Here is a 24,993-nt window from a genome sequence, read left to right on the forward strand (position 1 = left end):
CTGGTCAATGGGATGGCGGGATGCGGCAGCCGTCGGCGTCGCAGTTCTGGTCCACCGCCGGTTCGGCCAGCAGTGAGCCGATCAGCGCGCCGATCTGCAGGTCCGGCAGATGGCCGAACAGGCTGTGGCGCAGGACGCCCTGGCGGTCGAACAGCAGCAGGGTCGGCGTGCCGCGCATGCGATAGCGCGACATGGTCGACGGGATCGGGCCCGCTTGCGCCGGGCGGTCGACGCCGACCGGGAACTCGACGCGGTACTCGTGCAGGAAGGCCGCCAGCGCGCGCTCGTTCATCGCTTCATGATGCTCGAACACAGTGTGCAGTCCCAGCACGGTCAGCTGCTCGCGTCCGAAATGCCGGCCCAGTTCCTTGGCCTGCGGGATCGCATGCGATACGCAGCCGGGGCACAGCATCTGGAAGGCGTACACCGCCACCACTTTGCCGCGCTGGGAAGCGAGGGTCACCGGGCCTGGCGCGTTGAGCCAGGCCGAGACCTCGAACTCCGGGGCGGGATGCGAGGTCGTGTTCATCATTTCGCGCGCAGCTTCACGCCCGGGAAGTCGACCGGCACCTTGAAGGCCACGTTCACGTAGTTGGTGAACAGGTTCAGGGCCACGTGGGCCAGGATCTCGACGATCTCGCCGTCATTGAAGCCGGCCACGCGCAGCGCGGTGACGTCGGCGTCGTCGATATGGGCGCGCTTCTCGACCACGGCCAGGGCGAACTTCAGGGCGGCGGCGGTCTTCGGGTCGTCCGACTGGCCGGCCTGGGCGGCAGCCATTTCTTCGCGGCTGGCGCCGGCCTTCTGGCCCAGCGCGGTATGCGCGGCAAGGCAGTATTCGCAATCATTGCGGTCCGCCACCGCCACCGCGATCTGCTCACCCAGGCGGGCGCCGATGGTGCCGCCGCCGAGGGCGCCGAACGCGCCCCACATGCTGCGCAGCGCGGCCGGCGAATTGGCGACGGCGCGGAACATGTTGGGAACGACGCCAAAGGCGCCGTTGATCTGTTGCAGCAGTTGGGCCGCTTCGCCCTGGGCTTGTGCGGTGTTGACGAGTTCGATACGGGACATGTCGTGCTCCTTCATTCGAGGCCTGGGACGGTGCGGCCGGATCACCATAAAGTAGGAGTCCTAACTAATGAAGCCAAAAAAACGTATCGCAAGCCCGGCGTATGCCACGGTGCCGCCATGCTCGCATGGCGCCCGGAGAGTCCGCCTCACTGTCGACCAGAACTCCATGTCCACAAGTATAAACGGACTCGAGCATTTGTCAAGGACTCCTAAGTATATTTCTGCGGCGTGGCTGAACGTGGTGGCGGCCCCGCTGCGTGCCGGATGTCAGACAAAGATTTCCCAGTTGCGGCGCTGGGTGACCGGATCGGTCGGCTCGTGTTCGGCGCAGTCGATGCGCAGGAAGGAAATCGGCAGCGGCGCATTGACCAGGGCGCAGTGATGCGGCACCGCTTCGCCGGCGTATTTATTGGCTTCGAAATGGCGGCAGGACAAACAGGCACGCAGTTCGGGAAACCGGTCGGTCTTCTGCAATTCGGCGATCAGCTTGAACAGGCCGGTCAGGAGTTGCAATTGCTGGGCCGCCGGCAGCCGCGAGGCGGCCGAGTCGGCGAAGGAGAGGGCATGGCCGAGACGTGCGGCCACGGCCTCCCCTTCCGGGGTCAGGTGCAGCGCGGTGGCGCGGCCATCGTCTTCCGCCTTCGCCTTGCGCACCAGGCCCTTGGCCACCAGCGCAGCCACCGAGTCGCTGGCGCTGGCCGCCGAGATCGACAGCTGCTTGGCCAGCCAGGTCAGGCGCACGCCACGGGTGCGATGCTGGAGCAGTTGCAAGATCTCGGCCTGGGCCGGATTCAGGCCCTCGCTGGTCGACACCTCCCACATGCCCGAGCGCAGCACGGTGGCGATGCGCCCGATGGCGGTCACGATGCGCGCCGAGACGTCGGGCGTGCTGTCCCAGGGAGTTTCAGGCTGGATGTCCATAGCCGCCAGCATACCATAAATCCCCAACATGACAAGGAGTCCTAATGAATGACACGGATTTTCCGGCCGGAACTACTACGACTGTGCTCAGAGACATCTGCTTTCGATCAAGGAAGCGGCGTTTCACGCCGATAGAATGGAACTCATATTGACGAACAGTTAATGTGAGGTATGCACATGGCTGCGCTGCACGATGGACCGCCGAAGCGCCGCGCCGCGCCCCCGCGGCGCCAGGATGGGGCCTTCGCCCTGCTGTACGCGGCGACGCTATTCGTCATCCTCGGCGTCAGCGGCTTGGCGCTGGACCTGGGCATGCTCTATAACCGCCAGGCCGAACTGCAGGGCGTGGCGCGCGCCGCCGCCCTCGCCGCTGCCCGCGAGCTGAACGGCACCGCGGCTGGCATCGACGCCGCCCTGGCCGGCAGCGCGCGGGTGCTCGCGGACCGGAAGATCGGCTACGGCAGGCCGCTCGCCTGGCGCCCCGAGGCCCTCTCCTTCTCCAGCTCGCCGGCCGCCGGTGCGCGCTGGGTCGGGGCCGGCGCGGCCCGCGCGGCGCCGGCGGCCCAGTTCTTCGTCCGGGTCGACACCCGCCTGCTGGACCGGGACAGCTGGACCGTGGCGGCCTTCGTCATGCCCCTGCTGTCTCCCGCGCTCGACAGCATGCGCGCGGGCGCCAGTGCGGTCGCCGGCCGCTCCACGGTGAACGTGGTTCCGCTCGCGGTGTGCGCCATGTCGCCGCTGCCGGGCGTGGCACGCGCGCATGCCGGCAAGCCGGCCGAACTGGTCGAGTACGGATTCCGGCGCGGCGTCAGCTACGACCTCATGCGACTCAATCCCCAGGGCGCGGCGCCGGCCAACTTCGTGGTCGACCCGGTCTCCCCGCCGGGCGGCCTGGGCGCTCCCGGCAACACCACGGCTACCACGGTGGCGCCCTTCGTCTGCAGCGGCAATATGTGGGTGCCGCGCGTGACGGGCGGACGCATCCGCGTCAGTTCCCCCTTCCCGCTCAAGTCCCTGGTGCGCGAACTCAATTCGCGCTTCGACCAGTACGGCGGCAGCTGCGATCCCCACGGCGCCCCGCCGGACCGCAACATCAAGTCCTATGCCGCGCCGGGCTGGATGCAGCCGGCGCCGATCGCTGCCAGCGCGGCCAGCCTGGCCGAGGGCGCGCGCCTGCACACGGTGGCCGACGCGGCCAAGCCGCCGTCCAACATCCAGCCCGGCATGTATGGTCCGCTGTGGTCCTATGCGAACGCCGTCAAGCACGCCGGCTATCTCGAGGGCCAGCCGGAACCGGCAGCCGGTTATGAGACCTTCGCCCCGGCCGACTGGAGCGGCCTGTATCCGTCTGGCCCACGCGCCTCCGGCTATCCGGCCCAGGCGCCCTATTTCGCCAGCGCCGGCCCGGCCTACGAGGCGCCGGCGGCAGCCCGCCGCACGCTGGCGACGCCCGGCCGGCGCCTGCTGCTGGTGCCCCTGCTCGAATGCCCGGTGCCGCCCGGGGCCAACGTCGGCGCCAAGGCCCTCGCGGTCGGCAAGTTCTTCATGACGGCGCCGGCCACCGACACCAGCATCCACGCTGAATTCGCCGGCCTCGCCGCCGAAACCACGCTGTCCGGGCAAGTCATCCTCTACCCATGAACACCCTGCCCCACTTGCCCAGACGGGCGCGCGGAGCCGCCGCGGTCGAACTGGCCCTGATCCTGCCGCTCATGCTGGCCCTGCTGGCCGGCCCGCTGCTGCTGGCGCGCTTCTGCTGGCACTACACGGCGGCGAACAAGGCGGCCCAGGATGCAGCGCGCTATTTGTCGACCGTGTCGCGGCAGGAGATGCGCGAGCCGCAACTAGCCCTGGCGGCGGCCGTAGTGGCGCGCGAGATCGCACTGGCGCAGGTGGCCGAGCTCCCGTCGAACGAAGGCGGGCCGCGGGTCGAGGTCCAATGCGGCGAGGCGGCCTGCAGCGGCGTGCGCGAAGGCGCCCTGCCGGCCACGGTCCGCGTGAGACTCGACCTCGACATGGCCGAGCTGCTTGGCCTGGGCGCTGCGGGCGGCCAGGGAATCGTGATCAACGTGGATGCGGTGATGCCTTATGTCGGCAAATGAGAAACGCCCCGCGCGCAGCGGGTGCATGCAGCGGCAGGCGGGCGTGGCGGCGGTGGAGGTCGCCATGCTGGCCGGCTTGTTCTTCGCGCTGCTGGTCGGCGTGCTGGAGGCGGCGCGCCTGATGTACCTCTATAACTCGGGCCAGGAGGCGACCCGGCGCGCGGCCGCGGCGGCGGCCCTGGTCAGCCACCGCGACGCGGCCGGGCTGGCGCGGATCCGGCAGGATGCGGTGCTGCGCCGTTCCCCGGGTCCGCTGGTGTTCGGCGAGCCGGTGACGGACGCCAGCGTGCGCATCGACTACCTGGCCCTGTTGCGCGACGCGGCAGGAGGACTGCGCATGACGCCGATTCCGGACGCCGCGCTGCCGCTGTGCCCACGCGAGAACCGGCGCGTTTGCATGAACAATCCGAACGCGCCGAACTGCATCCGATTCGTGCGGGCGAGGATCTGCGCGGCGGGCGCTGACTGTCCTTCCCTGCGTTATCGTCCACTATTCGAGCTGCTGCCCTTCACGCCCGCGTTGCCGCACGCGACAACGATCGCAGTAGCCGAATCGCTCGGCTCGATGCCGGAAGGCACACCCTGTCTTTAAGCGCGCGTAGTAAATAAGGAAGGGTCCCCGTCGGGATTAGTGCCATCAAGTTAGCGCTTGATCGTCGCCCCGGCGAAGGCCGGGGCCCAAGTTTGCATACACGCCAGCGCAGGGTAACCTGGCTCCGGCCTGATCAATCCCCTGGTCGATTTACCGAACCGCAGTCTCCGGAGATTGCCAACCTGCCGCAGCGTGCGGAGGACCTTCCTACCGGAACTCCGTCGACCCGTTCATGAGGGTCGAGCTTATCGATCCTCAATCTGCGCTAGCCTGAAGATGCCAGAATTAATTATTCCAACTGGAAATTCAGGGAGCACGCTGTACAGAATGGCAACGAGCTTGTTGATTTCGTGCTGGCCGAAAAAACCTCGATGACAGGACCGATTGTGCATTGGGCCATCCATCACTGTTCCGACGCGCTTGTTCCGCTGCCATCGGCTGCTGTGACCGATTTTGCGCCGCCCCCTTGTACCTGGACCGTAATCCACTGCTGGCCCTGGACGAGGCAAGCGAACCAGATCATTTCATCGCCAAGGCAAACATGATGCGCAATGGCTAGGCCTTGCCCGGCAGTTCGGTTGAACAACACGAGTGTGCATTAGCGGCGCGTCGAGCATGGCGGGCGGCCGGCAACGCTAACCCTCTTATCTTGATGTTCTTGACTGAGGCCGCACTCGTGACCAGAGTCGGCGTCCTAAGACTGCCAGAGGCCGTCAAATTACATGCGATGAATGAAATCAGCGCGTTCCGAAACACATTGCGGGAACTCATCGACGCTATTAGGCAAGCCCAATTGGGCCCGATACGGGAACGGTTAAGGCGACGATCCAAGTGTGAACCGATTTTGAACTATCGCAGAGGCATTATGAAAATTCCTATCCTCTCTTTTTTGCGATCGCATCCCATTGCGTCTTTACTGGCACTGGGGGTGTTTCTCGGCTCTTATGCGCTAATCCACAAGGGTCCCAAGGACAAGGACCGTATGGGCGTTTCCGTCAACCGGCTTCAGCGCTTGGGTCCCGATTATCGCATTCACGAGTTTTACGTCAGTAAAGGTTACTACAGTAATGTTGGGGAAGGCGGCGGCGGCGGTAGTCACATGTGTTGTGTCACGATCCCGAAAAAATGGTATCCGGGCGCAGAAGCAGATGTGCGATGGCAAGTGCACCCGATCACAAAACCGTCCAACCCAGCCGCACTAGAATCAGGGGAGATCGAGGGCAGATACGGTGCGCTGGTGCCAGTGGAGGCGTATCGGGAACCGGGTGAGCTTGTTGTCCACTTCTTCCCTAATCGTCGCGTGCGCATTGTTGTGAGTTCGTTTGATCATACTGCGGATGAGCACCCGATTAAATGGGGGAATGCTCAAGAGAGCTTGTTAGCGACTGCGGGAGCGCCGATCAAGGAAATCTTCACCGCGGAAGAACTCGCGGAGCTTGATCGCGAAAATGCCCGCGACAAAGCAAAAATGTGGAGTCTGACGACGAAACGGCCGATGTCACCATAGCGCCCACAAAAAGTGTATCGACCTCTGGAGTCCGGCGAATCGTCGCGGAATACGAATGCGATTTCAAGAAATGTGAAGTCACCCTGACCAACGAAACCCCAACGAGCCCGCAAAACGAGGCTTCCAGGATGCTGGCTTCTGCGGAGGGTACTGGACAGTATTCGGCAACAAAAAGCCCGCTGTCTCCATGGGGACAGCGGGTCCGTGATATCCCAAAACATCTTGGAATCGATCTGACGGAGAGGGTGGGATTCGCCTACATCCGCGGGCCGTCCCGGCACTTGCGAGCGCAAGGCTTCAAATCCGACATGAGAACCGCTCAACGCGCGCGCTCTTTTTTCCCGCGTACGCAATAAAAAAGGCTCCCATGGGGAGCCTTTTTCATTACTACTGGCGGAGAGGGTGGGATTCGAACCCACGGTACGGTCACCCGTACGCCTGATTTCGAGTCAGGTACATTCGACCACTCTGCCACCTCTCCTGATTCGGTCGATTGTTGCTGTGAGCTGCAACAGACCGCCATTATAGCGGCTCTTCCGGAAAATGGAAGGAGAAATTTCACCGCGGTGTCATTTCCCCCTACTTCCTGCCTCTTCAGGCAGCCGGCGTCAGACGCTCCAGCCCGCCCATGTAGGAACGCAGCACTTCCGGGATCACCACGCTGCCGTCGGCCTGCTGGTAGTTCTCCAGCACGGCCACCAGGGTGCGGCCCACGGCCAGGCCCGAGCCGTTCAGGGTGTGCAGCAGTTCCGGCTTGCCCTGGGCATTGCGGAAGCGGGCCTGCATGCGGCGCGCCTGGAAGGCTTCGCAGTTCGACAGCGACGAGATCTCGCGGTAGGTGTTCTGCGCCGGCAGCCAGACTTCGAGGTCGTAGGTCTTGGCGGCCGAGAAGCCCATGTCGCCGGTGCACAGCGCCATCACGCGGTAAGGCAGGCCGAGCGAGGTCAGGATGAATTCGGCCTGGCCGACCATCTCTTCCAGCGCAGCGTACGAATGCTCCGGGTGCACGATCTGGACCATCTCGACCTTGTCGAACTGGTGCTGGCGGATCATGCCGCGGGTGTCGCGGCCGTAGCTGCCAGCCTCCGAACGGAAGCACGGGGTGTGGGCGGTCAGCTTGATCGGCAGCTCATCGGCCGCCACGATCTCGTCGCGCACGATGTTGGTCAGCGAGACTTCCGAGGTCGGGATCAGGTAGAAGTTCTCGCCCTCGCCTTCCGCGCCGCCCTTCTTCACCGAGAACAGGTCGGCTTCGAACTTCGGCAGCTGGCCGGTGCCGCGCAGCGAATCCGCGTTCACCAGGTAAGGGGTGTAGCATTCGGTGTAGCCGTGCTTGGCCGTGTGGGTGTCCAGCATGAACTGCGCCAGCGCGCGGTGCAGGCGCGCCACCCCGCCCTTCATGAGCGAGAAGCGCGAACCGGTCAGCTTGGTCGCGGTGTCGAAATCGAGGCCCAGCTTTTCGCCGATGTCGACGTGGTCCTTGACCTCGAAGTCGAAGCTGGGCGGAGTGCCGACCTTGCGCACCTCGACGTTGCCGGATTCGTCCTGGCCTTGCGGGGTGCTTTCGTGCGGCAGGTTCGGCACGGCCTCCATGAAGCGCGCCATCTTGGCCTGCACCTCGCCCAGGGCCTGTTCGTTGGCCTTGAGCTCGTCGCCCAGCCCGGCCACTTCGGCCATCACGGCCGTGGTGTCTTCGCCTTTGCCCTTGAGCATACCGATCTGCTTGGACAGCGAGTTGCGCTTGCCCTGCAGTTCCTCGGTGCGCGTCTGGATCGCCTTGCGCTCCGCTTCCAGGGCGGCGAAGCCGGCCACGTCGAGCTGGAACTTGCGCGTCGCCAGGCGCGCGGCGACGGTGTCGATGTCTTTGCGAAGAAGTTGGATGTCTATCATGTCGGGTTGGACTTGCGTATGTCGAAACCGCAATTGTACCAAGCCGACAGCCGGAATCCCCTAGTTTCCTGTTGCGGGATTCGCTTGCGCTACGCTCGCGCTACGCTTGCGCTAGGCTCGTGTTACGCCGGCACTGCGCCGCTGCGGTGTCGGCAATCGCTTGCCGGCCCCGCTGGCCCGCCGGGCTCAGCCTTCCAGCTGGGCGCGTTCGACGGCGGACAGGCGCGGCGCGGTCACGACGATGGTCTGGATATTGGCTTCGTCGATGGCCGGTGCGCTCGATTGCACGATCTCGACCGGACGGGCATTGGCGGTGGCGAAGCTGGCGACCAGGCCCAGGGCGGCGGCGGCAAGGAACAGGGCTTCGAAGTTTTTGCGGATGTTCATGATGCGCTCCTTCAGGGGTAAAAGTGATTCGGTATGGTTGAACTTTACCGAACGCCCCTCGGAGCCGCCATCGACTTGCGATGAAGCGCCAAAAACATGGCGCAGAATGCGTAAAACGCGGACCGGCCGCACAAAGCCGGCATGATGCGCGATAAAGCGCGACGAAACGTCATGGGAAGCGCCTTGACGTGCTCAGGAACCTGTATCCCGGCCTGCGCCGGCACGACCTGCAAGTGCCGCAGGCCGGGGCTCAGCGCCCCTCGCCGCCCGAGCGCGCGTCCTCGTCCAGGCTGCGCAGCCAGGCCAGTTTCTCGGCGATCTTGGCCTCGATCCCGCGCGGCACCGGCTCGTACCAACCGGGCTCCGCCATCCCGTCCGGGAGGTAGGTTTCGCCCGCCGCATAGGCATGCGGCTCGTCGTGCGCGTAGCGGTACTCGTGGCCGTAGCCGAGCTCCTTCATGAGCTTGGTCGGCGCATTGCGCAAGTGGACCGGGACCTCGCGCGACTTGTCCTTCTTGACGAAGGCCATGGCGCGGTTGAAGGCGTTGTAGCCGGCATTGCTCTTGGCCGCGATGGCGAGATAGATCACCGCCTGGCCCAGCGCCAGTTCGCCTTCCGGCGAGCCCAGGCGCTCGTAGGTTTCGGCGGCGTCGTTGCAGAGCTGGATCGCGCGCGGATCGGCGATGCCGATGTCTTCCCAGGCCATGCGGATGATGCGCCGCGCCAGGTACTTGGGATCGGCGCCGCCGTCCAGCATGCGGCACAGCCAGTACAGGGCCGCGTCCGGATGCGAACCGCGCACCGACTTGTGCAGGGCCGAGATCTGGTCGTAGAAATTGTCGCCGCCCTTGTCGAAGCGGCGCGCGTTGAGGGTCAGCGCGTTCTCGACGAACTCCGCCGTGATGCGGGTGACGCCCGCGGTGTCGGCCGAGGTCTTGGTCTGCTCCAGCAGGTTGAGGAAGCGGCGCGCGTCGCCGTCGGCGTAGCCGACCAGGGTGTCGACCGCCACCTCGTCGAAGCTCAGGTGCTGCAGCACGCGCTCGCGGGCGCGCTCGAGCAGCTGGCGCATCTCGGCGTCGGTGAGCGCCTTCAATACATATACCTGTGAGCGCGACAGCAGCGCCGAATTCACTTCGAAGGACGGGTTCTCGGTGGTGGCGCCGATCAGGGTGACCAAACCCGATTCCACGAAGGGCAGCAAGGCGTCCTGCTGCGACTTGTTGAAGCGGTGGATCTCGTCGATGAAAAGGATGGTGTGCTTGCCCTGTTGCAGGTAGTGCTCGGCCTGCTCGATGGCGGCACGGATGTCCTTCACGCCCGAGAGCACGGCCGAGAGCGCGATGAACTCGCAGTCGAAGGCATAGGCGGTCAGGCGCGCCAGCGTGGTCTTGCCGACGCCGGGCGGGCCCCACAGGATCATGGAATGCGGCTTGCCCGACTTGAACACCAGGTTCAGCGGCTTGCCCGGGCCCAGCAGGTGGCTCTGGCCGATGACTTCGTCGATGGTGCGCGGACGCAGGGCTTCGGCCAGCGGCGGCGCCGGCTCGGTCTTGAACAGGTCATCCACGGCGGCCTCCAGTGAGGCGCGGGTGAAGGGCGAAATGGTGCGAATGGCTAGGCATGGGCGTAGTGTAGCCGATGCGCCGCCATGCCGCGAGGCGCGCGCTTGAGCCAGCTCGTGCGCGCGCCGAAAGGAGGCTTACTGGTTGACCACGTCGGCGCCCTTGGGCGTCTCGAACTTGAACTGTTGGGCCGCGAGCTGGGGGTTGCGCTGGAAACTGGTGAAGCGCAGCACCGAGGTCTGGCCGAAGTTATCCTTCAGTTCCATCGCCACCGGCACCCCGCCCTTCAGGCCGATGCCGATCTGCTCGAAGCTGGTGTCCTTGGCCTTGGGCACGGCATTGAGCCACTCCAGGCCGTCGCGCTCGCCGGCTTCCGAGAGCGTGAAGTTCTGCTCCAGGTTATTGCTGCCGAACAGGATCGCGGCCGGCGAGGAACCGAGGGCGTTGCCCAGCTTGCGCACCGTGACCTGGTTCAGGTCCTTGTCGTAGATGTAGAGCTGTTCGCCATCGGCCTGCAGCAATTGCTCATAGGGCTTTTGGTAAGTCCAGATGAACTTGCCGGGACGGGCGAACACGAAAGTGCCGCTCGAGACCGGCGCGGCCTTGCCGTTCTTGGTCTTGCCCACCTGCTGCTGGGTGAACTCGCCGCGCGCCGACTTGGTGCTGGCGACAAAGGTCTGGAACTGGTCCAGGGCGGCCGCCTGGGCGGGGCCGGACAGGCTCAGTGCGGCACTGAGCGCGGCGATCAGGGCGGCCTTGCCGCCGGTCGTGAATTTCATCGGCATTCCTCTTGTTAGCCGCCTGCGCGGCAGGCGGGATTATTCAGCGCTCGCAGCCGGGACCAGGATGTCGCGGTTGCCGTTCGATTGCATCGCGGAGACGACGCCGCTCTGCTCCATCTGTTCCAGCAGGCGCGCGGCGCGGTTATAGCCGATGCGCAGGTGGCGCTGCACCAGCGAGATCGAGGCCCGGCGGTGCTTGAGCACCACCTGCACGGCCTGGTCGTACATCGCGTCCGACTCGCCGCCGCCCTCGCCTGCCGCCACCCCGTCGGCCGCCCCGCCTTCTTCCAGCGTGCCGCCTTCGAGGATGCCCTCAATGTAGTTCGGTTCGCCCAGCGACTGAAGATGTTTTACAACTCGATGCACTTCGTCGTCCGACACGAAGGCGCCGTGCACCCGGATCGGCAGGCCGGTCCCGGGCGGCATGTAGAGCATGTCGCCCATGCCCAGCAGGGTCTCGGCGCCCATCTGGTCGAGAATGGTGCGCGAGTCGATCTTGGACGAGACCTGGAAGGCGATCCGGGTCGGGATGTTGGCCTTGATCAGGCCGGTGATCACGTCCACCGAAGGACGCTGGGTCGCCAGGATCAGGTGGATGCCGGCCGCGCGCGCCTTCTGGGCGATACGGGCGATCAGCTCTTCCACCTTCTTCCCGACCACCATCATCAGGTCGGCCAGTTCGTCGATGATGATGACGATGGTCGGCAGCTTCTCCAGCGGCTCGGGCGAATCCGGGGTGATCGAGAACGGGTTCGGGATGTGCTCCTCGCGCTTGGCCGCCTCCAGGATCTTGTTGTTGTAGCCGGCCAGGTTGCGCACGCCCAGCTTGGACATCAGCTTGTAGCGGCGCTCCATCTCGTTCACCGCCCAGTTCAGGGCGTGGCCGGCCTGGCGCATGTCGGTCACGACCGGCGCCAGCAGGTGCGGGATGCCTTCGTAGACCGACATCTCCAGCATCTTGGGGTCGATCAGGATCAGGCGCACGTCCTGCGGGTCGGCCTTGTACAGCAGCGACAGGATGGTCGCGTTGATGCCCACCGACTTACCCGAACCGGTGGTGCCCGCCACCAGCAGGTGGGGCATCTTGGCCAGGTCGGCCACCACCGGCTTGCCGGCGATGTCCTTGCCCAGGGCCACGGTCAGGCTGGAAGCCGAATCCCCATAGACCTTGGAACCGAGGATCTCGGTCAGGCGCACGATCTGGCGCTTCGGGTTCGGCAGCTCGAGCGCCATGTAGTTCTTGCCCGGGATGGTCTCGACCACGCGGATCGAGGTCAGGGACAGCGAACGCGCCAGGTCGCGCGCCAGGTTGACGATCTGGCTGCCCTTGACGCCGGTGGCCGGCTCGATCTCGTAGCGGGTGACCACCGGGCCCGGATAGGCGGCCACGACCTTGGCTTCGACGCCGAAGTCGGACAGCTTCTTCTCGATCAGGCGGCTGGTGAATTCGAGGGTTTCCACCGCCACGGTTTCCTGGGCCGGCGGCGCCTCGTCCAGCAGGGCCAGCGGCGGCAGGCCGTTCTCCGAGGCCAGCTCGTGGAACAGCGGCGTCTGCATCTCCTTCTGGGCGCGCTCGGACTTGGGCACGCTCACCATCTGCGGCTCGATCTTGATGCTAGGTGCGGCGGCGGCCATCGGGCTCGGCGGCGCCAGCATGGGTTCGTGCGCGGCGGCGGCCGGCGCGCGCGGCGCGGACGGCAGCTCCAGGCTGGGCTCGGCCTTCACCACGGCGATCGGGGCGTTGGCGTGCTTCTCGGTGAACTTGGTGCGCTCGTGGTCGACCACTTCCTCGCGCTTCACCGCCGCCGCTTCGCCCTGCTTGCGGTCTTCGTGGTCTTCGTAGCGCAGGCGGAACCAGTCGATGGCGTTCTCGACCATCTCGCCGATGCGCTCGGCCACGGCCAGCCAGGACACCTGGAAGAACAGGGAAAAGCCCAGGCCGAACAGCAGCAGGAGCAGCAGGGTCGCGCCGGTGAAGCCGAAGGTGACGTGGGCGCCGTGGCCTATCAGCTGGCCCAGCACCCCGCCCGGGGCGCGTGGCAGGGACACGTCCCAGGACCACATGCGCAGGTATTCCAGGCCGACGCTGCCGGCGAACATGAGGGCGAAACCGATCCAGCGCACGTACATCTCGCCGTGGTGTTCCGGTTCCGGGGCGGGGCCGAGCTTGTCGGTCAGGCGTCGCCAGCCGCGCCAGACCTGGCGCAGGAAGATCACGCCCCACCACCAGGCGGAGAAACCGAAGATGAACAACAACAGGTCGGACAGCCAGGCGCCGGCGCGCCCGCCCAGGTTGGCGATCTTGGGCACGACGTTGGCGTGCGACCAGCCCGGGTCGGCCTTGTTGTAACTTAATAAAATAAGCACGAAATACAGGAAGGCGACCGCGCCCGCGATCCAGCGCGCTTCGGAGAGCAGGCGCGAAAGGCGGCCCGGGAGCGGCTGGCGCGCGCTGGCCTGGGTACGGGTGTAACCTGAAGTGCTGGCGGATGAATTCTTGCTCATGCTGGGTACTGCTGGAAGAGTTCGCTATCGACGATCCGCCCATTCTAAAGGATATATGGCCGGGCAGGACCACGATTCATGCTTGTGTGCATCATCGTCTATAATCCCGGCTTCCCCACCGGGCCTTGATTCCTGCCCCGGTCGCCCCCAATTTCCGTCTGTCACCAACTCTAGGAAGTGCCGCCATGTCTACTACGAAACACGCCAAAGTCCTGATTCTCGGTTCCGGTCCCGCCGGCTACAGCGCCGCTGTGTACGCCGCCCGCGCGAACCTGAAGCCGATGCTGGTGACCGGCGTCGAGCAAGGCGGCCAGCTGATGACGACCACCGACGTGGAAAACTGGCCGGGCGACCCGCTGGGCGTGCAGGGCCCGGAGCTGATGCAACGCCTGCTGCAGCACGCCGAGCGCTTCAACACCGAGATCGTGTTCGACCACATCCACACCACCTACCTGAACGAGAAGCCGATCCGCCTGGTGGGCGACGCCCACGAGTACACCTGCGACGCCCTGATCATCGCCACCGGCGCCTCGGCCCAGTACCTGGGCCTGCCCTCGGAACAGGCTTTCATGGGCAAGGGCGTGTCGGCCTGCGCCACCTGCGACGGCTTCTTCTACCGTAACCAGGAAGTGGCGGTCATCGGCGGCGGCAACACCGCGGTCGAGGAAGCCCTCTACCTGTCGAACATCGCGTCCAAGGTGACCCTGATCCACCGCCGCGACAAATTCCGCGCCGAACCGATCCTGGTGGACCGCCTGATGCACAAGGTCGCCGAAGGCAAGGTAGTGTTGGAAACTAACCACACCCTGGACGAAGTCCTGGGCGACGAAGGCGGCGTGACCTCGCTGCGCATCAAGTCGACCGTCGACGGCGAGACCAAGGTGCTGAACGTGCACGGCCTGTTCGTGGCGATTGGCCACAAGCCGAACACCGGCATCTTCGAGGGCCAGCTCGAGATGCATAACGGCTACATCAAGACCCGTTCGGGCACCGAAGGCATGGCCACCGCCACCAGCGTGCCGGGCGTGTTCGCCGCCGGCGACGTGCAGGACCACGTCTACCGCCAGGCGATCACCAGCTCGGGCACCGGCTGCATGGCGGCGCTCGACGCCCAGCGCTACCTGGAGGCGCTGGAGTCCTGAACTCCGCAAGCAAGCGCAATCAAGAAACAGGCATCACGATGGCGGGCATGAAAGACTTTGCTGAGCTGAAGGCCTTGCGCGACAAGCTCAAGGAAGACGAGCGGGTGCGCGCCATCGAGAAGGCCGAGCGCGAGAAGCAGGAGCGGATCGCGCGCGAACGCGCCGTGGAATTCCGCGGCGCGATGAAGGACGTCGTCAAGCTGCCCGAGTCGAACCGCTACGTGCACCGCCCGGTGTACGTGGCCCCCAACAAGCCCGCCGCGCCGGCCAGGCCGCTCACCCCCGAGGAAGAAACCGCCGCGGTGCTGCGCGAATCCCTGTCCGACCAATTCGACGTCGAAGGCCTGCTGGACGAGGACCCGAGCCTGAGCTACGCCCGCGATGGTGTCGGCCCGGACGTGGTGCGCAAGCTGCGCAAGCGCCACTGGCCGGTCCAGGACGAACTCGACCTGCACGGCCTGAACCGCGACCAGGCGCGCGACGCCCTCACCGATTTCCTGCACCGGGCCAACCGGCGCGGGGTGCGCTGCGTGCGCATCATCCATGGCGTCGGCTATGGCTCGCCCAAGGGCCAGCCGGTGCTGCGCAGCATCGTCCACAGCTGGCTGGTGCAGAAGAACGAGGTGATCGCCTTCTGCGTCGCCGGACGCGCCGACGGCGGCAATGGCGCCCTGATCGTGCTGCTGCGCGCCGCCCTGCTCGATTATTGATTCCGTCAATATCGTCAAAAAAATACGACAGGCTCCGGCGAAAATCCGGTGTACTGTACGTCGCCGCACCGTGATCTGACTTCGCCCCGTGTAGAATTCCTCGCAATCCGTGCAGGTGCGCGGAAACTCTCGGGAAAGGGACGGTGGATTGAAGGCGACGCAAGCAGTTCCGATGGAACATGGCCGTCAGGTGGACCTCCTTTCCTGCGCCGACGAACCGATCCACCTGCCGGGTTCGATCCAGCCCCACGGCGCCCTGCTCTTTTTTCGCGCCGACGGCGCCCTCGAGGGCTGGAGCGCCAACGCCCCCGCCCGCCTCGGCTTCGAGCCGCGCCTCGGCCAGGCGTTCGACTCCCTGCCCCTGCCCGACGCCGCCCTCGGCCTGATCGCCCTCGGCCTGGAGGCGCTCGAGGACACCGACACCACCCCGGCCGTCACCGCCCTCACCATCAACGAGGCCGACTACGACTGCGTGGTGCATGGCGCCTTCGGCCGCGTGATCGCCGAATTCGAGGCGCGCGAGACGCCGGCCGAGGAAGTCGTGCTGTTCGCCGTCAAGGCGCACGGCTCGATCGACCGCCTGCGCCGCCAGAAGACCATCGACGGCCTGCTGCAGGCGGCGGTGCGGCAGGTGCGCGAGTTCACCGGCTTCGACCGCGTGATGGCCTACCGCTTCCGCCCCGACGACAGCGGCGACGTGGTGGCCGAGGCGCGCCGCGAGGACCTCACGCCCTATCTCGGGCAGCGCTATCCGGCGTCCGACATCCCGGCCCAGGCGCGCCGCCTGTACGTGCTGAACACCCTTCGCATGATCGCCGACGTCGACTACAACGCCGTGCCCCTGCTGGGCGAGCCGGGCGCCGCGCCGCTGGACATGAGCCACGCCGTGCTGCGCAGCGTGTCGCCCGTCCACGTCGAATACCTCAAGAACATGGGCGTGGGCGCCTCGATGAGCGTGTCGATCGTGATCAACGGCCGCCTGTGGGGCCTGATCGCCTGCCACCACATGTCACGCAAGCTGGTGCCCTACGCGATCCGGATGGCGGCCGACGTGCTGGCCCAGGTGATCGCCTCCACCATCCACAGCATCGAGGCGCGCGAGGACGCCGCCCTGGTCGAGCAGGCCGCCGCCATGCGCACCAGCCTGGTCGAGGCCCTGCTGCTCGATGAAGACCCGCTCGAGACGCTCGGCCAGCACGCCGCGAAGCTGATGGCGACCTCCAACGCCCAGGCCCTGGTAGCCTCGCTCGACGGCCGGGTGGTGGCACACGGCGAGCTGCCGCCCGGCCTGGCCGATGCCATCGTCGCTACCTTGCCGGAGGGCCGGCACGACCTGGTGACGCGCGAATGCGCGGGCGACTGGCCCCAGGACGTCCGCGAACAACTGGGCAAGTGGGTGGGCATGCTGGCCCTGCCCTACGATCCGGCCGCCAACGGCTGGTGCGTGCTGCTGCGGGTCGAGCAGATCGAACAGGTGGCCTGGGGCGGCCGGCCGGAAAAGGCGGTGCAGGTCGGCCCGCTGGGCGAGCGCCTGACGCCGCGCGGCTCCTTCGACGCCTGGTACGAGACGGTGCGCGGCTGCGCCCACCCCTGGGAGCCGACCGTGCTCTCGAACGCGCGCCTGACCCAGGCCGAGCTGGTGCGCGCCACCAGCGCCCGCCGCGCCCAGCTCGACGCCACCCGCGCCCAGTTGCTGGCCATGCTCGGCCACGACCTGCGCGACCCGCTTCACTCGATCAACATGGCCGGCATGGTGCTCGAACGCGGCAACAACCAGCAGGGCATCGGCAAGCGCATCCAATCCTCCACCAACCGCATGCAGCGCATGATCGGCCAGGTGCTGGACATGAGCCGCATCGACCGCGGCCTGGGCCTGGGCGTGGCGCCCGAGCCGGTCGAGCTGTCCGAGCTGGTGAAGGACCTGCTGGACGAGGCGCGCATGGCCTATCCCAGCATCGACTTCGAACTGGTGTGCGACCAGCAGGCCGTGGTGGACGCCGACCGCGGCCGCATCGGCCAGGTGTTGTCCAACCTCTTGAGCAATGCGCGCCACCATGGCGAACCGGGCCACCCGATCCGGGTCTGCCTGTCGCGCGCCGAGGGCAAGGCGGTGATCGAGGTGTCGAACCAGGGCGTGCCGATCGCGGACGAGATCCTGGCGACCCTGTTCAATCCCTTCAAGCGCGCGTCGCTGAACAACGCGCGCAACCGCAGCGGCCTGGGCCTGGGACTGTACATCGCCCAGCAGATCGTGCGCGAGCACCGCGGCGAGATCGTCTACCGCCACGAGCACGGGAGGGTGGTGTTCGCGGTCCAGCTGCCGCTGGCCGCCGCCTGAAACCCTAGCGCTTCACCACGCTCACCAGGGTCGGAAGAATCCAGGCCCCGCCGATCGCGATCTCGCGGCACATGCCGCTGCGCGACTTCGACGTATGGACGAAGGCGCGGCCATCCCACACCCATTCTTCCGCGCCGTAGCAGTCGCCGATGCCGCGTCCGCGGTGGCCGGCGCTGATGGTGCCGGCCGCGTGGTCGGTGCCGTCGTAGGTGACCAGCCTGGGAGAGAACGGCGGGCGCGCGTTGGCCACCCAGTAGCCATGCCCTTCGTTATAGGCGCCGCGCCAGCAGCGCGCCGAGACCAGCATCCGGTCGCGCGACAGCGCCTCCAGCTCCAGCTCCTCCTCGCCCTTGGCCACCGCTTCCAGATCGGCGCAGTCCTCGCCCGCGCCCTTGCGCAGCACGGCCAGCAGCTCGCGCCGGTCGGCCGCGCTCAGGACCGGCTGCTTCAAGGCCGGCACCTTGGCCGCTAGCACCACCGGCGCCGGCAGCGGCGGCAACACGCCCGATTCATCCTTGTCGCCCTTGCGCAGCGCCGCGCCGCAGGTGCCCAGGCGCCCCTGGAACTCGTCCATCTTGAGCAGCACCGCCGCCGCGCCCTTGCCCGACAGGCGCCAGACCTGCTTGCCGGCGCGCCATTCGACCCGTCCGCTGCCGCCGACCGCCGCCAGCAGGGCCGCCACCTGGCGCGGGGCGAGCGCGCCGATGCTGCCCGCGCGGTCCAAGACCACCTGGCCGAGCGGCTTGCCGTCGACCCGCATCTCGAGCTGCCCCGGCCCGGCGTCCTCCCCGTCGGCCATCCCCAGTTGCAGTTCGCCCGTGAGCGGCGTCCCCGGCCCCGCCTTGCGTTCGAGGAGCACGCTGACCGGCAGCGCCCCGGGTTCTTCCGCGTGGTAGCCGGCGGCGCGGCAGGTGCGCGTGTTGTCGCACACCAGCTCCCAGTCGTGGTGGCTGAAGTCGACACCCGGACTGTCGGCTGCGAGCGCCGGGAGGGCGCCGAGCAAGGCGGCAAGGAAGACGGTTTTCTGCATGAAGGCTCCGGGAAAGAATCCTCTTACGTGAATGGCAAGGGGCATGGTAGTCTAACAAGGTCACCCGCTTTCCGCACCTGCATGACCCTCATCAAGTTCATCGAAATCATGGCGATCCTGGTCGGCGCCTTCTCGGGCTTCATCGAAGCGCGGCGCAAGCGCATGGACCTGGTCGGGGTGTTCACGGTCGCCTTCATCACCGCCTTCGGCGGCGGCACCCTGCGCGACATCCTGCTCGACAAGCGGCCGCTGTTCTGGGTGACCCACCAGGAATACGCGATCCTGATCTTCGTGCTGGCCCTGGTGGCCTCGCCCCTGATCCGCACCCTGCGCCAGATCGTGTCCGAGCGCCTGATCGTGATCGCCGACGCGGTGGGCCTGGGCCTGTTCTCGATCGCCGGGGTGTCGGCGGCCCTCGACGCCGGCATGCCGATCTTCATCGCCTCGATGATGGGGGTGATCACCGGGATCTTCGGCGGCGTCCTGCGCGACATCGTCTGCAACGAGGTGCCGATGGTGTTCAGGGACGGCAAGCCCTACGCGATCTGCGCCTTCCTCGGCAACTGGCTCTTCCTCATCATGCGCAAGTACGACGCCCCGCCCGATTTCGCGCTGTGGTCGAGCGCCCTCTTCATCAGCGGCCTGCGCCTGCTGAGCTGGCGCTTCGACATGCGCATGGGGCGCTGAGGGCGCGGTCCCTCAGGCCACGCGCTGGGCCAGGGTGCGCAGCAGCGCGCCGCGCAAGGCCTCGAAGGAATACGGCTTGGGCAGCACCGACACCCCCAGCCCCTGCAGCCGCTCGGGCGCGATCACGTAGCCGCTGGCCAGCAGCACGGGCCGCTCGGGATGGCGGTCGCGGAGCTCGCGCGCCAGGTCGACGCCATCCAGGCTGCCCGGCATGATCACGTCCGAGAACACGATGTCGATGTCTTCCAGCGGCAGGCGCAGGGCCTCGTCGGCGCTGGCGGCCAGCACCACGCCGCAGCCGAGCTGCTCGAGCATCGGTTTGGTGGCGTCGGCCACCGCGCGGTCGTCCTCCACCATCAGCACCCGCACCCCGTTCAGGGCGCCGTCCAGGGAGGCCGTGTCCGCGGGCGCGGCGGCGCTGGCGGCGGACACGCTGCGCGGCAGCAGGATCGACACCGTGGTGCCCGACTCGGAACTCTCGACCCAGGCCGTGCCGCCCGACTGCTGGGCGAAGCCGTAGACCTGGCTCAAGCCCAGCCCGGTGCCGGAGCCGACCGGCTTGGTGGTGAAGAAGGGATCGAAGGCCTGGCGGGCCACCTCGGGGCTCATGCCGGCGCCGGTGTCTGCCACGGTCAGCCAGACGAAGTCGCCGTTCAAGTCCTGCACCGCCTCGGGCATCCCAGCCGCGGGCAGCTCGACGTTGCGCGCGCCGATGGTGACGCTGCCGCCCTTCGGCATGGCGTCGCGCGCGTTGACCGTGAGGTTCAGCAGCGCCACCTCGAGCTGGGTCGGATCGGCCTTGGCGTGCCACAGGCCCGGCGCCACCTCCAGGGTGAGGGGAATGCGCTCGCGCAGCGACTGCTGGAGCAGCTCGCGCATGGCTTCCAGTTGCTGGGCCACGTCGAGGGCTTCGGCGTTCAGGCTCTGGCGGCGGCCGAAGGCCAGCAGCTGGTGGGTCAGGCGCGCCGCGCGCGTGGTGGCGCGGCCGATGGCGTCGATGGTCTGGCTGTAGCGCTCGCTGCCCGGCGTCAGCAGCGGCAGCACGGCGGCCGAGCCCTGGATCACCTGCAAAAGGTTGTTGAAGTCATGCGCCACGCCGGCGGTCAGGCGCCCGACCGCTTCCAGACGGCGCGATTCGTTCAGCGCGCTCTCCATGCGCTTGCGGGTCTCGACCTCGGCATAGAGCTGGGCGGTGCGTTCCAGCACGCGCTGCTCCAGCAGGGCCGCCGCCGCCGCCAGCGTCTGCATCTGGTCGCGCACCGTGTACTGCCAGGCGCGGGCGCGGCAGGCGGCGTCGAAGGCCGCGCGCAGCACGTTGGGCGCGCAGGGCCGGCCCAGCACCGTCAGGTTGGCGAACTGGCGCAGGAAGCGCCACTGGGCGCCGGTGCCGCCGCGCCCGGCCTGGGCGCTGAGCAGGATCAGCGGCAGGTCGGACCACAGCGGCTGCTCGCGCAGGCTGTCCGCCAGCGGCGCGGCGGAAGACTCGAGCGCCTCGTCGGTGAGCAGCAGCAGCGAGACCGTTTCCTCGGCCGCCAGCTGTCCCAGCCCGGCGCCCGGCGCGACCACCCGCACCTGGGCGCCCCAGCTGTCGAGCAGTGCGCTCAGGGCCTGGGCGTCGCGTCCCAGGGGTGCGCACACCCCGGCGACCACCGGCCAGTCGTGCTTGCGCGGATCAGCCATGCTCCGACTGGGGCGGCGTGCTGCTGCCCCTTGCCAGACGGGGCGTGCCGGTCAGCACGCCTTCCATGCCCTCCAGCTGCTCGCCGACCGCCACGCCCTCGGCGGTCAGCATGAACTGGCGGATCGCATTCTCGTGCCGGCCCGGGCGCTTCTTGACCACCGAGATCGCCTTGCTCACGGTGCCCTGGGCCTCGAAGAAGCGCAGCAGGATCACGGTGTCGGTGATGAAGCCGATCTCGAGCGGGTCGTGCACCTTGTCGAGCAGGCCGGACTGGCCGACGATCATGATCGACAGCACGCCCTGGTGGGCCAGGTAGTTGAGCAGTTCGTGCATCTGCAGCGACAGCGCCGTTTCCTCGTGCATGGTCTCGAGGTAGGAATTGAGGCTGTCGATCACGACGATGACGGCATTATGGTCCTCGACCTGGCGCCTGACCTTCCAGATGAACTCCCCCGGCGAGATGCGCGAGGGATTGATGCGCTCCCAGTGGATGCTGCCGCTCTCGATCGCCTCGGCGGCGCGCATCGACAGGCCGTTGGCCCGGTCGAGCAGGGTTTCCTTGGTCTCGTCGAAGGAGAAGTAGGCGACGTGCTCGCCGCGCTCGGCCGCCACGTTGGCGTACTGCAGGGCGAGCGAGGACTTGCCGGCGCCGGTCGGCCCGAGCAGCATGGCCGAGGTGCCGCGCGCCAGGCCCCCGCCCAGCATCTCGTCCAGGGCCGGAATGTTGCTCGGCACCGCCGCGCGCGTATGCGGCCGCACGTGCTCGTCCGCGATCAGGCTGGGGAAGACATAGACCTCGCCCGAGGTGATGGCGAAATCGTGCCAGCCGCTCTGGAAGTCGGCGCCGCGCATCTTGACGATGCGCAGGCGGCGCCGGGCCGCGCCGAATTCGCGCTCCAGCTGTTCGAGGGTGATGACGCCGTGGGCCGTGCCCTGCAGGTCGTACTGGCGCGGCTCGTCGGTCAGGTCGTCCATCAGCATCGAGGTGCAGCCCTGCTCCACCAGGAAGCGCTTGAGCGCCACCACCTGGCGGCGGTAGAGCATGGGGTCCTGGGCCACCATGCGCAGCTCGGACATCGAATCGATCACCACACGCTGGGGCGCGTGTTCGCGGATCGCGTCCATGATGGCGGCGATGGTCTGGCCCAGCTCCAGCTCGGACGGGAACAGCACGCTCTGCTGCTCCTCGAAGCGCGATTCGACCGGGACGATCTCGCGCATCCCGATCCCGTCCAGCGACCAGTCGTGGCTGGCGGCGGTCGCGCGCAGCTCCTCGACCGTTTCGGACAGGGTGACGTAGAGGGTCCTGTCGCCCACCTGCGCGCCCTCGATCAGGAAGCGCAGGCCGACGGTGGTCTTGCCCGAACCGGGACGGCCCTCGACCAGGTGGATGCGCTGGCGCGGCAGCCCGCCGCGCAGCACCATGTCGAGTTCCGGGATCCCCGTCTTGATTTTCTGGATGTCGCTCACCTTGTATCCCCGAAGTAGGAAGTTGACCTTCAGGACGCCCCGTGGTGATGCCAGAAAGTCAACAAGATGGAGCCATCATAGAACAGCCGGGCTGGCCGCGCATGTGCGTGAGCGCTCATAACGGCGCAAAAACCTGGCTGCCGGGCGGCAAAAACCGGGTCAGACGGCGTCGGCGCCGGTCTCCCCGGTACGGATACGGATCACCTGTTCCACGTTCTGCACGAAGATCTTGCCGTCGCCGATCTTGCCGGTGCGGGCCGCCTTGATGATGGCGTCCACCACCTGCTCCGCCATGGAGTCGTCGACCACCACCTCGATCTTCACCTTGGGCAGGAAGTCGACCACGTATTCGGCGCCACGATACAGCTCGGTGTGGCCCTTCTGGCGGCCGAAGCCCTTCACCTCGGTGACCGTCAGGCCGGTGACGTTGACTTCGGCGAGCGCCTCGCGCACTTCGTCGAGCTTGAATGGCTTGATCACGCAGGTAATCTGTTTCATCGTTAAAGTCCTCTTCTTATGTAAAAGCCAGGTTAATCCGGGATGTTCGCCAGGTCGTCCAGCCACACGACGGCCTCGGAGTCGGAGGGCGCGCGCCAGTCGCCGCGCGGCGAGAGCGAACCGCCGTTGCCGACCTTGGGGCCGTTCGGCACGCAGCTGCGCTTGAACTGGCTGGTCTTGAAGAAGCGCCACAGGAAGATGCCCAGGTTGCGCTTGATCGCGGCCAGGTCGTACTCGTTGCGCTCGCCTGCCTCGGCCGGCCACCTGCCCTGGCTGCGGTCGTGCCAGGCGCTCCAGGACAGGAAGGCGACCTTGCTCGGCTTGAATCCGTAGCGCAGGGTGTAGAACAGGTTGAAGTCCTGCAGCTCGTAGGGGCCGATCTTGTCCTGGGTGCTTTGCGCGGGCTTGCTGTCGGCGCCCCCTTGCGGGCCGCCCGGCACCAGTTCGGGGCTGATCTCGGTGTCGAGGATGTTGAGCAGGACCTCCTTGCCGCCCTGGACCACGGCCCCGGTCTCGGCCACCCAGCGCACCAGGTAGGAAATCAGGGTCTTGGGCACGCTGGCGTTCACGTTGTAGTGCGACATGTGGTCGCCCACGCCGTAGGTGCACCAGCCCAGGGCCAGCTCGGACAGGTCGCCGGTGCCGATCACGATCGCGTTGTGGAAGTTCGCGAGGCGGAACAGGTGGTTGGTGCGCTCGCCGGCCTGCACGTTCTCGAAGGTGATGTCGTATTCCGCCTTGCCCTCGACGTAGGGGTGGCCCAGGTCCTTGAGCATCTGGATGCAGCTCGGGCGGATGTCGATTTCGTGGGCGCTGCAGCCCACCACCTCCATCAGGTCGCGCGCCTGCTTCAGCGTGCGTTCACTGGTGGCAAAGCCCGGCATCGTATAGGCCAGGATGTTGGTGCGCGGCAGACCAAGGCGGTCCATGGCCTTGGCGCAGACCAGCAGGGCGTGGGTCGAATCCAGCCCGCCCGAAACGCCGATCACCACCTTCTTGATGCCGCTCGAAGAGAGGCGCTGCAGCAGGGCCTGCACCTGGATGTTGTAGACCTCGGTGCAGCGCTCGTCGCGGCGCGCGGCGTCGGCCGGCACGTAGGGGAAGCGCTCGATGTTGCGCTTCAAGGGCAGCTCGCCTTCCAGCGGCAGCTTCAGCTCGACCGGGATGACGCGGAACTTCGCCACCTCGTCGGCGTAGCGGCGCACCGAGTGGGCGAAGGTGGTGGCGTGCATGCGCTCATTGGACAGGCGGTCGAGGTCGACGTCGGCGTAGATGATGTGCGACTCGTCGCTGAAGCGCTCGGATTCGGCCAGCAGCTCGCCCTTTTCGTAGATCAGGGACTGGCCGTCCCAGGCCATGTCGGTGGTCGACTCGCCGCGCCCGGCCGAGGTGTAGAGGTAGGCCGCCAGGCAGCGCGCCGACTGCTGTCCTACGAGCTGATGGCGGTAGCCGCTCTTGCCCACCACGACGTTCGAGGCCGACAGGTTGACCAGCACCGTGGCGCCGGCCATGGAGGCGAAGGACGACGGCGGGACCGGCACCCAGACGTCCTCGCAGATCTCGATGTGGAAGCGCAGCAGCGGCAGGTTCGCGACCTGGAACAGCTGGTTCGGGCCGAAGGGGACGGTCTTGCCGAGCAGCTCGATCTGGTCGACCGCCGCGCAATCTGCGGCGCTGAACTGCCGGGATTCGTAAAACTCGCCATAATTAGGGAGGAAGCTCTTTGGCACCACGCCCAGCACGCGGCCGTTCGCGACCACGGCGGCGCAGTTGAAGAGCTGGTGATTCACCCGCAGCGGCAGGCCGACGATGAGGGCCGGGGCCAGCGAGCGCGAGGCCTCGACGATGGTCGCCAGGCCGCGCAGGCTGGCGTCGAGCAGCGCGCCCTGGTGGAAAAGGTCTTCGCAGGTGTAGGCCGAGATGCCCAGTTCCGGGAAGGCCACCAGGGCCGCGCCCTGCTCGGCCGCCTGGCGCGCCAGGACCAGGGTCTGCTCGACGTTGAAGTCCGGGTCGGCCACGCGGCAGCGCGGGCTGGCCACGGCCACGCGGGCGAAATGGTGCGAATACAGGTTGAAGAATGGGCTGTTCATGAGTGAGTCTTTCGCATCGCAACGAGCG

21 protein-coding genes and 1 tRNA gene are annotated in these 24,993 nt (G+C 67.0%); 8 read left to right on the forward strand and 14 right to left on the reverse strand.

Going from position 1 to position 24,993, the window contains the following annotated elements; genetic code table 11:
• Positions 1 to 4: 4 nt before the first annotated feature.
• The 3 genes from B0920_RS09225 to B0920_RS09235 all read right to left on the reverse strand — a co-directional run bounded on the left by B0920_RS09225 (position 5) and on the right by B0920_RS09235 (position 2,004).
• Positions 5 to 529 (reverse strand): redoxin domain-containing protein, encoded by a 525-nt coding sequence (locus B0920_RS09225; RefSeq protein WP_373887896.1) that lies wholly within the window; start codon positions 527 to 529, stop codon positions 5 to 7.
• A complete protein-coding gene (locus tag B0920_RS09230) occupies positions 529 to 1,071 on the reverse strand; it encodes a carboxymuconolactone decarboxylase family protein (RefSeq protein ID WP_078032216.1) in 543 nt (180 codons plus the stop codon). The genes B0920_RS09225 and B0920_RS09230 overlap by 1 nt, the downstream gene beginning before the upstream one ends.
• A 267-nt stretch (positions 1,072 to 1,338) precedes the next feature.
• Positions 1,339 to 2,004, reverse strand: a complete 666-nt coding sequence (locus tag B0920_RS09235; RefSeq protein WP_229455317.1) for a MarR family winged helix-turn-helix transcriptional regulator — start codon at positions 2,002 to 2,004, stop codon at positions 1,339 to 1,341.
• Positions 2,005 to 2,169: 165 nt separating this feature from the next.
• On the opposite strand from B0920_RS09235, the gene B0920_RS09240 reads away from it, so the two are divergent.
• The 4 genes from B0920_RS09240 (at position 2,170) to B0920_RS09255 (ending at position 6,193) form a co-directional block, all read left to right on the forward strand.
• Positions 2,170 to 3,633, forward strand: a complete 1,464-nt coding sequence (locus B0920_RS09240) for a pilus assembly protein TadG-related protein (protein ID WP_143745685.1) — start codon at positions 2,170 to 2,172, stop codon at positions 3,631 to 3,633.
• Positions 3,630 to 4,094: a TadE/TadG family type IV pilus assembly protein gene (locus B0920_RS09245; protein ID WP_078032218.1), complete on the forward strand. Its 465-nt coding sequence runs from the start codon at positions 3,630 to 3,632 to the stop codon at positions 4,092 to 4,094. The genes B0920_RS09240 and B0920_RS09245 overlap by 4 nt, the downstream gene beginning before the upstream one ends.
• 25 nt (positions 4,095 to 4,119) lie before the next feature.
• Positions 4,120 to 4,686: a TadE family protein gene (locus B0920_RS09250; RefSeq protein WP_229455319.1), complete on the forward strand. Its 567-nt coding sequence runs from the start codon at positions 4,120 to 4,122 to the stop codon at positions 4,684 to 4,686.
• Between the two features lie 865 nt (positions 4,687 to 5,551).
• On the forward strand, positions 5,552 to 6,193 hold the full coding sequence (locus B0920_RS09255; protein WP_179119129.1) for a DUF3304 domain-containing protein: 642 nt from the start codon (positions 5,552 to 5,554) through the stop codon (positions 6,191 to 6,193).
• Positions 6,194 to 6,584: 391 nt separating this feature from the next.
• Here B0920_RS09255 and B0920_RS09260 read toward each other — a convergent pair.
• The 6 genes from B0920_RS09260 to B0920_RS09285 form a co-directional block, all read right to left on the reverse strand.
• Positions 6,585 to 6,674 (reverse strand) — tRNA-Ser (locus B0920_RS09260).
• Between the two features lie 113 nt (positions 6,675 to 6,787).
• The gene (gene serS / locus B0920_RS09265; protein ID WP_078032221.1) at positions 6,788 to 8,083 is read right to left on the reverse strand and encodes a serine--tRNA ligase; all 1,296 of its coding nucleotides are present in this window, start codon (positions 8,081 to 8,083) and stop codon (positions 6,788 to 6,790) included.
• Positions 8,084 to 8,269: 186 nt separating this feature from the next.
• Positions 8,270 to 8,470 (reverse strand): hypothetical protein, encoded by a 201-nt coding sequence (locus B0920_RS09270; RefSeq protein ID WP_078032222.1) that lies wholly within the window; start codon positions 8,468 to 8,470, stop codon positions 8,270 to 8,272.
• A gap of 250 nt (positions 8,471 to 8,720) precedes the next feature.
• Positions 8,721 to 10,037 carry a replication-associated recombination protein A gene (locus B0920_RS09275; RefSeq protein WP_078032223.1) on the reverse strand — a complete coding sequence of 439 codons (1,317 nt, stop codon included), beginning with the start codon at positions 10,035 to 10,037 and terminating at the stop codon, positions 8,721 to 8,723.
• Positions 10,038 to 10,169: 132 nt separating this feature from the next.
• A complete protein-coding gene (lolA, locus tag B0920_RS09280; RefSeq protein ID WP_229455321.1) occupies positions 10,170 to 10,811 on the reverse strand; it encodes an outer membrane lipoprotein chaperone LolA in 642 nt (213 codons plus the stop codon).
• A gap of 39 nt (positions 10,812 to 10,850) precedes the next feature.
• Positions 10,851 to 13,319, reverse strand: coding sequence for a DNA translocase FtsK (locus B0920_RS09285; protein WP_078032225.1), 2,469 nt, complete (start codon positions 13,317 to 13,319; stop codon positions 10,851 to 10,853).
• Positions 13,320 to 13,504: 185 nt separating this feature from the next.
• Between B0920_RS09285 and trxB the strand changes: the two genes are divergently transcribed.
• The 3 genes from trxB to B0920_RS09300 all read left to right on the forward strand — a co-directional run bounded on the left by trxB (position 13,505) and on the right by B0920_RS09300 (position 17,509).
• The gene (gene trxB / locus B0920_RS09290) at positions 13,505 to 14,461 is read left to right on the forward strand and encodes a thioredoxin-disulfide reductase (protein ID WP_078032226.1); all 957 of its coding nucleotides are present in this window, start codon (positions 13,505 to 13,507) and stop codon (positions 14,459 to 14,461) included.
• Positions 14,462 to 14,499: 38 nt separating this feature from the next.
• On the forward strand, positions 14,500 to 15,171 hold the full coding sequence (locus tag B0920_RS09295) for a Smr/MutS family protein (protein ID WP_078032227.1): 672 nt from the start codon (positions 14,500 to 14,502) through the stop codon (positions 15,169 to 15,171).
• Between the two features lie 172 nt (positions 15,172 to 15,343).
• A complete protein-coding gene (locus tag B0920_RS09300) occupies positions 15,344 to 17,509 on the forward strand; it encodes an ATP-binding protein (protein ID WP_078032228.1) in 2,166 nt (721 codons plus the stop codon).
• A gap of 4 nt (positions 17,510 to 17,513) precedes the next feature.
• Here B0920_RS09300 and B0920_RS09305 read toward each other — a convergent pair whose 3' ends face one another.
• Positions 17,514 to 18,539, reverse strand: a complete 1,026-nt coding sequence (locus B0920_RS09305; RefSeq protein WP_078032229.1) for a DUF1176 domain-containing protein — start codon at positions 18,537 to 18,539, stop codon at positions 17,514 to 17,516.
• Between the two features lie 81 nt (positions 18,540 to 18,620).
• Between B0920_RS09305 and B0920_RS09310 the strand changes: the two genes are divergently transcribed.
• Positions 18,621 to 19,226, forward strand: coding sequence for a trimeric intracellular cation channel family protein (locus tag B0920_RS09310; protein ID WP_078032230.1), 606 nt, complete (start codon positions 18,621 to 18,623; stop codon positions 19,224 to 19,226).
• Between the two features lie 12 nt (positions 19,227 to 19,238).
• Here the strand turns inward: B0920_RS09310 and B0920_RS09315 are convergent, their stop codons facing one another.
• The 4 genes from B0920_RS09315 to B0920_RS09330 all read right to left on the reverse strand — a co-directional run bounded on the left by B0920_RS09315 (position 19,239) and on the right by B0920_RS09330 (position 24,965).
• Positions 19,239 to 20,906 carry an ATP-binding protein gene (locus B0920_RS09315; RefSeq protein WP_078032231.1) on the reverse strand — a complete coding sequence of 556 codons (1,668 nt, stop codon included), beginning with the start codon at positions 20,904 to 20,906 and terminating at the stop codon, positions 19,239 to 19,241.
• Positions 20,899 to 22,377, reverse strand: coding sequence for an ATPase domain-containing protein (locus B0920_RS09320; protein WP_218669347.1), 1,479 nt, complete (start codon positions 22,375 to 22,377; stop codon positions 20,899 to 20,901). Before B0920_RS09320 ends, B0920_RS09315 begins: the two co-directional genes overlap by 8 nt.
• A 159-nt stretch (positions 22,378 to 22,536) precedes the next feature.
• Complete coding sequence (locus tag B0920_RS09325) at positions 22,537 to 22,875, reverse strand: P-II family nitrogen regulator (RefSeq protein WP_078032232.1); 339 nt, start codon at positions 22,873 to 22,875, stop codon at positions 22,537 to 22,539.
• A 32-nt stretch (positions 22,876 to 22,907) separates the two neighbouring features.
• Positions 22,908 to 24,965 carry an NAD(+) synthase gene (locus B0920_RS09330; protein ID WP_078032233.1) on the reverse strand — a complete coding sequence of 686 codons (2,058 nt, stop codon included), beginning with the start codon at positions 24,963 to 24,965 and terminating at the stop codon, positions 22,908 to 22,910.
• Positions 24,966 to 24,993 lie beyond the last annotated feature (28 nt).

It is taken from the genome of Massilia sp. KIM, from assembly GCF_002007115.1.
Classification (GTDB): Bacteria; Pseudomonadota; Gammaproteobacteria; order Burkholderiales; family Burkholderiaceae_D; genus Telluria.

Excerpts from the sequence above, each read along its gene's own strand:
- B0920_RS09225 (WP_373887896.1), bottom strand. The coding sequence starts at position 529 with ATGAACACGACCTCGCATCCCGCCCCGGAGTTCGAGGTCTCGGCCTGG.
- B0920_RS09230 (WP_078032216.1), bottom strand. The coding sequence starts at position 1,071 with ATGTCCCGTATCGAACTCGTCAACACCGCACAAGCCCAGGGCGAAGCG.
- B0920_RS09235 (WP_229455317.1), bottom strand. The coding sequence starts at position 2,004 with ATGCTGGCGGCTATGGACATCCAGCCTGAAACTCCCTGGGACAGCACG.
- B0920_RS09240 (WP_143745685.1), top strand. The coding sequence starts at position 2,170 with ATGGCTGCGCTGCACGATGGACCGCCGAAGCGCCGCGCCGCGCCCCCG.
- B0920_RS09245 (WP_078032218.1), top strand. The coding sequence starts at position 3,630 with ATGAACACCCTGCCCCACTTGCCCAGACGGGCGCGCGGAGCCGCCGCG.
- B0920_RS09250 (WP_229455319.1), top strand. The coding sequence starts at position 4,120 with ATGCAGCGGCAGGCGGGCGTGGCGGCGGTGGAGGTCGCCATGCTGGCC.
- B0920_RS09255 (WP_179119129.1), top strand. The coding sequence starts at position 5,552 with ATGAAAATTCCTATCCTCTCTTTTTTGCGATCGCATCCCATTGCGTCT.
- serS (WP_078032221.1), bottom strand. The coding sequence starts at position 8,083 with ATGATAGACATCCAACTTCTTCGCAAAGACATCGACACCGTCGCCGCG.
- B0920_RS09270 (WP_078032222.1), bottom strand. The coding sequence starts at position 8,470 with ATGAACATCCGCAAAAACTTCGAAGCCCTGTTCCTTGCCGCCGCCGCC.
- lolA (WP_229455321.1), bottom strand. The coding sequence starts at position 10,811 with ATGAAATTCACGACCGGCGGCAAGGCCGCCCTGATCGCCGCGCTCAGT.
- B0920_RS09285 (WP_078032225.1), bottom strand. The coding sequence starts at position 13,319 with ATGAGCAAGAATTCATCCGCCAGCACTTCAGGTTACACCCGTACCCAG.
- trxB (WP_078032226.1), top strand. The coding sequence starts at position 13,505 with ATGTCTACTACGAAACACGCCAAAGTCCTGATTCTCGGTTCCGGTCCC.
- B0920_RS09295 (WP_078032227.1), top strand. The coding sequence starts at position 14,500 with ATGGCGGGCATGAAAGACTTTGCTGAGCTGAAGGCCTTGCGCGACAAG.
- B0920_RS09300 (WP_078032228.1), top strand. The coding sequence starts at position 15,344 with ATGGAACATGGCCGTCAGGTGGACCTCCTTTCCTGCGCCGACGAACCG.
- B0920_RS09305 (WP_078032229.1), bottom strand. The coding sequence starts at position 18,539 with ATGCAGAAAACCGTCTTCCTTGCCGCCTTGCTCGGCGCCCTCCCGGCG.
- B0920_RS09310 (WP_078032230.1), top strand. The coding sequence starts at position 18,621 with ATGACCCTCATCAAGTTCATCGAAATCATGGCGATCCTGGTCGGCGCC.
- B0920_RS09315 (WP_078032231.1), bottom strand. The coding sequence starts at position 20,906 with ATGGCTGATCCGCGCAAGCACGACTGGCCGGTGGTCGCCGGGGTGTGC.
- B0920_RS09325 (WP_078032232.1), bottom strand. The coding sequence starts at position 22,875 with ATGAAACAGATTACCTGCGTGATCAAGCCATTCAAGCTCGACGAAGTG.
- B0920_RS09330 (WP_078032233.1), bottom strand. The coding sequence starts at position 24,965 with ATGAACAGCCCATTCTTCAACCTGTATTCGCACCATTTCGCCCGCGTG.